Raw genomic sequence first — 448 nt, forward strand, 5'->3', positions numbered from 1 at the left:
GTGTTGTACCAAAGCGACTTGTCGGCGCTGTGCGTGCTTTCCGCGATCCATAATCGTCGCCTGGAGGGGTCATAAAGAAAGCCGCTGTTGCTGATCACAAACTGCAGCGGCTCGCGCATCTTCTTCGGGTGCAAAGTTGCACTGTAAGGTTGATTGGCGTCGGCGATCCAGATAACCCCCTCACCGTCTTTGAGGACCAGATTTCCATCGCTTTGCAGCATCAGACGAAATCGACCGTTCTCGGATTGCAGGAATTGGCCCGCAGACATCGTTTGATTGGGCGGCAGTACAGAAGAACCACTTGCTTGAAAGGGCGTATATCGCAGAGCCATGTTTCGTGCCTGTTTGAATAATGAAAAGAAGCATCATTCGAGCAGGTTTGAATTGCGCATCAGCGGTACATAGTTATCAGGGGCGAGTTTCGCCGTCTGCGTGTGCAGAGATGACG

1 protein-coding gene is annotated in these 448 nt (G+C 52.2%); it reads right to left on the reverse strand.

The window, feature by feature from the left end:
- A partial coding sequence (locus tag J5M56_RS25380) for a hypothetical protein (protein ID WP_207938108.1) occupies positions 1 to 332 on the reverse strand: 332 nt, incomplete at its 3' end.
- Positions 333 to 448 lie beyond the last annotated feature (116 nt).

This window comes from Pseudomonas sp. 51_B, from assembly GCF_017491595.1.
Classification (GTDB): domain Bacteria; phylum Pseudomonadota; class Gammaproteobacteria; order Pseudomonadales; family Pseudomonadaceae; genus Aquipseudomonas; species Aquipseudomonas promysalinigenes.